The organism is Gemmatimonadota bacterium, assembly GCA_009835325.1.
Taxonomy (GTDB): Bacteria; JAAXHH01; JAAXHH01; order JAAXHH01; family JAAXHH01; genus JAAXHH01.
In genome coordinates, this window is the sequence record VXWP01000078.1 from 45,887 (window position 1) to 53,525 (window position 7,639).

Consider the following 7,639-nt stretch of genomic DNA (forward strand, 5'->3'; position numbering starts at 1 on the left):
GTCGTGCCCGGCCGCTAGACGGGGTCGTCACCGGACCGCCACGGAACCGGCATGTTCAGCTTTCGCAGCTTGGCTTCGAGTTCGTCCCGCTCCCGGCTGCGGCGCAGCTTGCCCGACTTTGAAATGTACCGGTACTCCACCAGTAGTTCGTTGACTTTTCCGTTATCGCCCGCCTGGATCGCCCGGATGATTTCCCAGTCGAGGTGGGTCAGCTGCATCGCGTTCACGCTGTAGTCCATAAAGGCCTGCCAGGCGATGGGACACCAGGCCGACACGATGCGGTGTCCGATCAGGTGGGCGTACTGGCGGATCTCCCACTGGGCGTGATCATCCATGCGCAGCAGGAGGAACCGGAGCAGGTTCAGGAGGTTCACCTTCCAGTAGGCTTCCGTGTAGGTGGACAGGGGCAAGTCCTTGCGGGCTTGTTCCCGGGCGATGCCGGCCTCGATACGTTCTTCGTAACGGGTCCGGGCGGCCTCCTGGAGTTCCCGTTCCTTCTCGGAGAAATAGGCGCCCCGCTCCGTGTCGACGAAGCCTCCGCTGCCCTGGCGGTTGCCCTCCGCCTGAAACCTCCACGCATCGGGCGACGTCGTCTGTGTCGCGTCGATCGCCAGCGAATAGCGGGTGCTGTACTCGTTGACCGAAGCCGTCCGGTGCCGGATCCACTGCCGCCAGCAATCCATGGGCACCCGGAGGTGGAACTTGATGTCGCACATCTCGAAGGGCGTGGTGTGCTGATGCCGCATGAGATAGCGGATCAGCCCCCGGTCCTGGTGCACCTGGCGGGTACCGGCGCCGTAGGACACGCGCGCGGCCTGCACGATGGAGTGATCGCTGCCCATATAGTCCACGACGCGGACGAACCCGTCGTCGAGCACCTTGAAGGGAACGCCCAGGATCTCGTCCAGATCGGGCACCACAGGTCGGTCGAGATGTTGCGCTTCGATCTGTTCGGGTACTTCGGGTTCTTCGGACACGGCATCCCGCAGTTTTCGAGCGTGGTTTTCCGGGGGAGATTTCAGTGTCCGTTCCGGGTTGCAAAACGGTGTTCACCACAACGGCGTTCACCACGGAAACGGACTTGGGGACGTTAACCGGGGCGGGCAGGGCTGTCAAGGCATTTTGTGACCTCCGGCCCGGGGATTCAGATCGATGTTTTTATCGTTGCGCCGCGCATCTGCCGGGCTATCTTCTGTTGCTTAAGCACCCGATATCAAAATCAAAATTGCTACTCCGTCAGGAGGGTTTCTCCATGCCCGAATCGCCGGCCTTTTCCACCATGAGCGAAGAGGAACAGTACCTGTACGACCTGCAGGGCTTTCTTCACGTGCGCGGTTTCCTGGACGGGGACGAAGTACAGGCAATGAACGCGGCCCTCGACGCCAATCCCGACCGGCTCGGTTCGTACGACGGGCCCAACGAACTCAGCGGCGACTGGCGGGGCAGGCCCTTCGAAGGCAAGTACGCCCCCTTTCGCCACTACGAGGGGATGCTCACCTGGCCGCAGCCCTGGTGCCAGCCCTTTCGCGACCTCCTGGTCCATCCGAAGATCATTCCCTATCTCAACACCCTCTTCGGCCGCGGCTGGAAGCTCGACCACGGCGTCGACGTGCTGATCGCCGAAGCCGGTTGCGAGGGGCTCAAGATCCATGGCTCCGGAAACGCGACCTTCAACGGTTCCCGCTACTACCACTATCACAACGGCCGCATGCGCTCGGGCCTGATCGTTTGCCAGTTCGCCCTGGCGGACGTGGACCCCGGCGCGGGCGGGCTCTGCGTCATCCCGGGCAGCCACAAGGCCAACTTTGCGTGTCCCGAGGACATCCTGACCTGGGAGGCCAACCAGGACCTGGTCCATCACATCGTACAGAAGGCGGGCGACCTGGTGATCTTCAACGAGGCCACCGCCCACGGCACCCTGCCCTGGCACGGCAAGCACGATCGGCGGGTCGCCCTGTATCGGTACACGCCCAAGTACCTGCACTACGCCGGCGGCATCTACGAAACCAACCTCCCCGAATGGACCTCGGAGCTCACCGAGGCCCAGCGCGCCGTGCTGGAACCGCCCTACATCTATCACCACCCCATCGTGGAAGACGACGGCGAAACTGTCGTGCGGCCACGGAGAGAGGGCGAGTAAGGATTGCGGGGCAGACTGGCGAGGGAATGGAGGTAGAAATGAGTATTTCATTTTCAAAATGGAAAGTGACGGAGCACCTGCGCACCTTGGAAGACGCTCGTCTCTACCTGGAAGCATGCGCGAAAGAAGATCCGGGAGATGGCAGCCAGATTCGTGCCGCCCTGAACGATATCGCCCGATCGGGGAACATGAGCTGGCTGGCCCGTGAGATTGGAATGAGTCGGGAAGGGTTGTACAAAGCACTGTCGGAGGACGGCAATCCCGCATTCTCCACGGTAGTTCGTATCGTACGTGCCCTGGGTCTCCAGGTGCGGTTTACGGCGTGATCCGTTCAGAAGGTATTTAATGTACAACTTACAAGGCAAAACCGCCCTGGTCACCGGAGCGGGCGGAGAACGGGGCATCGGCCGGGCCGTCGCCATACGACTCGCGAAGGAAGGCGCGGACCTCATTGTCAGCGACCGGGTCGCAAATCCCTATCCCGGCGACTCTTCGGAATGGCAGGGACTGCCCTCCGTGGTCCGGGAGATCGAGGCGGCGGGACGCAGCGCGGAGGCCATCCTGGCCGACGTCTCGCAGGCCGACCGGGTGGAACGACTCGTATCCGGGAGTATCGACCGGTTCGGCCGCATCGACATCCTCGTGAACGGCGCCGGCTCACTGCCAGGCAAGGACCGCGTGCTCGTCGTCGACATGGAAGAGGAAGCCTGGGACAAGGAGATGAACGTCAACGCCAAGGGCGTGTTCCTCATGTGCCGGGCCGCGGCGCGCCACATGATCGAACGGGGAGAGGGCGGCAAGATCATCAACATCGCCTCCACGTCGGGCAAAATCGGGCGGAAGCGATTCTCGGCCTACTGCGCGTCCAAGGCGGCGATCATCCGGTTCACCCAGGCCCTGGCACAGGAAGTCGGTCCCCACGGGATCAACGTCAACTCGGTGTCGCCCACCGCGGTCGATACGGAACGCCTGGGATTCATCGAAGAGGCCGTATCCGACGGCGCCGTCCAGGGCAGATCGTGGAAAAACAGCGAGGCCCACCGGACTTTTATCCAGGAGAAATCCGCCATCTCTCCTCTTGGCCGAGTGGCCCGGGGCGACGACGTGGCACAAACGGTCGCTTTCCTGGCCTCATCGGAATCGGACTACCTCACGGCCGTGGACCTGGTGGTGGCGGGCGGCGCGGAGATCTTCTGATGAACCCTCGTAAACCCCGCCTGGACGGCAAGGTGGCCGTCGTGACAGGCGCGGGCACGCAAAGCGACGTGGCAGGTACCGGACAGGCGACCGCCGTGCTCCTGGCCCAGGAAGGCGCGAAGGTGCTGCTGACGGACCGAAGCGCGGAGAACGCCGGAAAGACGCTGGCCGTCATCGAGGAAGAAGGGGGTACGGCGTCGGTCTTCGCCGGGGACGTGACCCGGTCGGCAGACTGCCGGGCCATGACCGAAACCGCGGTGGAACGGTACGGCGGGCTGCACATCCTCTTCAACAACGTGGGGCTCAGCTATCCGGGTACGGTGGTGGACGTGCAAGAGGAGCATTGGGACGAAATCATGGCGGTGAACCTCAAGGCCATGATGCTCGCGAGCCGGTTCGCCATACCGGCGATGATGGATGCCGGGGGCGGATCCATCATCAACATGGCGTCCGTCGACGGATTCCGGAGCGGATGGTCGTACAACGTCGCCTACGAGACTTCCAAGGGCGGGGTCATCGCCCTGACGATCAACATGGCGGTACAGCACGGCAGGGACGGGATCCGTGTGAACTGCATCGCCCCGGGGCACCTGCACGGGTCCTTCACCGCCGGGCTGTCGGATGCGCACCGGGAACTCCGGCGGCGCTCCACGCCGCTGGGCACCGAGGGCACGGCCTGGGACGTAGCCCACGCGGCCGTCTTCCTGGCCGGCGACGAATCCCGCTGGATCACGGGGATCACGCTCCCGGTCGACGCGGGTTCCTCCATCGCCCTGCCCCTTTCGGTCCTGCCCCGGGACGAGGGCGGCATCCTCCCTGACGCGGAAAGTGCCCGTTTCTGACCTTAAACCGTCCTTTAACCGTCTCCCGGTTGGAAACACCGGACAACACAAAGCCGTTTCTCCCCGTCCAATCATTGAACGGGGAGAAACGGCTTCGGTGTGTTATTGCGACCGGCGGTCCGGTCGTCGGGCCGCACTAGGGTCGCTGGGTCTTCATGTGAGCCCACGTCAAGGTCGATGGGTCTTCATGCGGGGCTGCTTCTTGGACGACCGGTCTTCCTCCGGAGGCGGTGGAGGTGGAGGCGGTGAAGGGGGTTCGTCTCTCGGTGGCGGTGGAGGCGTCCTGTCCGGTGGCCGGTCATCCCTCGGAGGCGGCGCCTCGATCGGCGGTTCATCTTTTGGAATCGGCGGATTGACCGGTCGCCGGTCATCCCGTCGTGGCGGCTTCGCCGTCGGCCGATAGTCCCGTCGAGGCGGTCGATAGATGGTCGGCCGGTCATAGGACCTGCGGGGCCGGCGGGGCCGGTACACGGTCGGCCGATCATAGGACGAACGGGGTCGATAGACGGTTGGCCAGTCCTGCCCTTGACGGGGTGTTATAACATCGGACAGGTCATCCGACTGCCTGATCGCGATGGCGTCGATCCGGAGCGTGTAGGCTTCGTTACTCCGGTCCGCGTCTGTTTTCTCGCCGGAGAAAAACCGAGCCACGTTCTCAAGTTCCGAATACAGGGAGACTTCCTCTCTGGTCTCCTCCACTTTGACGATGAGCAGCCTGTTCGCCCCGATCTGCGATGCTCTGAGCCGCAACTTATTGACGAGGGCCTCCCGCGCCGTCCCCGTGATGTGGATGGCCGCGACGCGGATGTAGGAACCGGGCCCCAGTTCAGACACGGTGAAAACGGTCTTTACATCGAAGTACCCGACCGATGGCAACGCGCCCTGGGTGTCCAGCCAGACTAACGACGTTTCCGAACCGTCCGACGTGCCTGCTCCGCGCGAGTCGCCGGACCCGCCTGAACCAAGCTGGGTGTACGACGAGCATCCGGCGAAAATCATGGCAAATGCGAATACCAGACAGCGCATGGTAGACCTCCTGCCTTCGGAATCGCGGAATAGCCAGTATTGAATTCTGGAAATGCTGAGAAAGCGTCGCTGTTTGATTGTAATGTACTAACTATTTGTCGAACAGGAAACAAATTCTGTTGAAGGTCGGGTATTTGGAGGGAGGGCGTCCGCGGACAGGGCGTCCACAGGACCATCACGGACGATGCGTGATTGGACCACGATTCGGTAAAGACAATCGCCCGTTCTATTCCGGTACGTAGGCTTTCGGCGCCATGGCGTCGATATCGGTGACCACGTCGACGACAACCGGTCCATCCGCGGCAAGCGCTTCTTCGAGCGCCGGCCGGATCCGCTCCGGGTCTTCCACGCGTATCCCCTTGCATCCCATGGACTTGGCCACTCCGGAGAAATCGATGTCCTCGAAGACCCACAGGTCGTCCGACCCCTGGCCCCGCCGGCCGCTCGCATCTTCGAAAGCATCCCGGCACTGGTTGAAGGACCGGTTGTTGTTGATCACCGTGACGGTGTTGATCCCGAACCTGGCGGCCGTCTCGAGTTCCCCGAGGTGGTACCAGAATCCGCCGTCGCCGGTGAAGCAGATGACGGGACGGTCCGGCGCCGCGCACTTGGCGCCCATGGCCGCGGGGAAGGCCCAGCCCAGGGACCCGGCACAGCGGAGGTAGGTCTGACCCGGGTTCGTGATCTCGATCATGGCGCCCGTCCACATGCCGGCGTGGCCCGTGTCCGACAGGAGGATGGCGTCAGATGGGAGGAATTCGGTGATTTCTTGGCAAAGCCGCTCGGGGCGGATGGGCACGGCGCCCGATCGAAGCAGATCGTCGAATTCAGCCCGCCACCGGTCGACGAGCACGCGCACGCGCTCCGTCCAGGCCGCCCGGTCCGGGACCGGGGCCGCGGCCTCGATGAGGCGTTCCAGTGTCGCTTTCGCGTCGCCCTGGATAGCGACTTCGGCGGGATAGTTGCGGCCGATCTGGGCAGGGTCCACGTCGATCTGTATGACAGGCGTTCCCTGCCGGGGAATCTGCCAGAAGTGGCTGACCTGCCCGCCCGTATGGCTGCCCACGAAGATCACGAGATCCGCCTCCGAGACGATCTCGTTGGCGCAATTGCGGGAGTAGGTGCCCACCACGCCTGCGGACAGCGGGTGGTTCTCGAGTATCGTGCCCTTGGCGTTGAGAGAGGTCGCCACCGGGACGGAGAGCTTCTCGGCCAACCGGACCACCTCGGCCTGCGCGGCCGATGCAGTAACCCCGCCTCCCGCGACCAAAACCGGCCGCTCCGACCGGGCAATGCGTTGCGCCGCATCCGCGACACGACCGGGCTCCGGTTCGGGACGAAAGGCCGGATACCGTGCGAAGGACGCCTCCACGGTCACCTCGGCGTCGAGTTTAGAACCTGCCGCGAGATCGCCGGACAGGCCCAGGAAGTCCAGGTGGACCGGACGGGGCGCGCCCGTGGTGGCTTCGCGGAAGGCCTGGCGCAGCAGGAAAGGGATCTGTTCCACGCCATCCACGTAGGCATTGAACTTGGTGACCGGATCGTAGAGGGGGCGGTGGTCGATCTCCTGGTAGGCCTGCTGATAGAGATAGTGGGGCATCCAGCGGCCCGTGACGGCGATGACCGGCGAGCACGCGAGCCAGGCGTCCTGGAGCCCGGCGGCGAGATTGGCCGCGCCCACGGACTGCGCCATGGCGATGCCGGGGCCGTGGGCGACCCGCGCGTATCCGTCGGCCATGTACGCAGCGGCCTTTTCGGAATGGCACCGGATCCGCCGGATACCCAGTTTCTCCATCTCCACGAGGGCGCCGTCCAGGACGTATGGAACGTGGAAGACGGCCCGGATCCCGTAGCCGCGCAGCATCTCCGCGATGTACCGGTAGCCGGTCATTTCAGGCATCGGGGTTCCTGTTCTACCCTTTCAGGATATCAGACCACCGGAGGATCCGGGTGGTGGCAAGGTCAGAAAATGTACTCTAATTAAGGGCAAGGAACTCGATTTGGGTAGGGCTAATACATCCGCGAAGCGGCCGACGAGTTCTCATACCGACATGACGCAAAACCAGAATGCTCTCATTCCGCATTTCCTGAATTCGGCGAGTAGTACTTTAATTGTCCTATATCGAGTTTAAAGATCAAAAGGTGGACCAGCGATTAGTGGCGTGCACGTACTTTTTAGGCACGATATTGACATAGTTTTTGTCGGCGATGCATTTGCTACTACAAGCTATCGCCTACCAAAGGCGGACCGAGATGTGTTCTATCGCAGCCTCATCATTTTCATGACATCCGCGAATCCGTTCGCCGTCATCCGGCAGAACTACACACCGATCGGTATGGATCTGCCGGGCGCGGTATCCAGCGCTTTAGCGGCTGGATGTATTCTGATTGTTATTGTATAATTCCCCATATGAAAATTTAAAAAGTACACATA

At 62.7% G+C, this 7,639-nt stretch carries 7 protein-coding genes; 4 read left to right on the top strand and 3 right to left on the bottom strand.

Features of this window, described 5'->3' with window-relative positions; translation table 11 throughout:
- Positions 1 to 14: 14 nt before the first annotated feature.
- Positions 15 to 947, bottom strand: coding sequence for an FAD-dependent thymidylate synthase (locus F4Z81_10105; protein MXW05405.1), 933 nt, complete (start codon positions 945 to 947; stop codon positions 15 to 17).
- Between the two features lie 305 nt (positions 948 to 1,252).
- Between F4Z81_10105 and F4Z81_10110 the strand changes: the two genes are divergently transcribed.
- The 4 genes from F4Z81_10110 to F4Z81_10125 are packed head-to-tail and all read left to right on the top strand — an operon-like array spanning position 1,253 to position 4,179.
- A complete protein-coding gene (locus F4Z81_10110) occupies positions 1,253 to 2,140 on the top strand; it encodes a phytanoyl-CoA dioxygenase family protein (GenBank protein ID MXW05406.1) in 888 nt (295 codons plus the stop codon).
- 38 nt (positions 2,141 to 2,178) lie between these two features.
- On the top strand, positions 2,179 to 2,466 hold the full coding sequence (locus tag F4Z81_10115; GenBank protein MXW05407.1) for a putative addiction module antidote protein: 288 nt from the start codon (positions 2,179 to 2,181) through the stop codon (positions 2,464 to 2,466).
- Between the two features lie 19 nt (positions 2,467 to 2,485).
- The gene (locus tag F4Z81_10120; GenBank protein MXW05408.1) at positions 2,486 to 3,337 is read left to right on the top strand and encodes an SDR family oxidoreductase; all 852 of its coding nucleotides are present in this window, start codon (positions 2,486 to 2,488) and stop codon (positions 3,335 to 3,337) included.
- Complete coding sequence (locus F4Z81_10125) at positions 3,337 to 4,179, top strand: SDR family oxidoreductase (GenBank protein ID MXW05409.1); 843 nt, start codon at positions 3,337 to 3,339, stop codon at positions 4,177 to 4,179. The genes F4Z81_10120 and F4Z81_10125 overlap by 1 nt, the downstream gene beginning before the upstream one ends.
- A gap of 168 nt (positions 4,180 to 4,347) precedes the next feature.
- Here the strand turns inward: F4Z81_10125 and F4Z81_10130 are convergent, their stop codons facing one another.
- Together F4Z81_10130 and F4Z81_10135 are read right to left on the bottom strand one after the other, a co-directional pair.
- Positions 4,348 to 5,205 carry a hypothetical protein gene (locus tag F4Z81_10130; GenBank protein MXW05410.1) on the bottom strand — a complete coding sequence of 286 codons (858 nt, stop codon included), beginning with the start codon at positions 5,203 to 5,205 and terminating at the stop codon, positions 4,348 to 4,350.
- 226 nt (positions 5,206 to 5,431) lie between these two features.
- A complete protein-coding gene (locus tag F4Z81_10135) occupies positions 5,432 to 7,096 on the bottom strand; it encodes a thiamine pyrophosphate-binding protein (protein MXW05411.1) in 1,665 nt (554 codons plus the stop codon).
- Positions 7,097 to 7,639 lie beyond the last annotated feature (543 nt).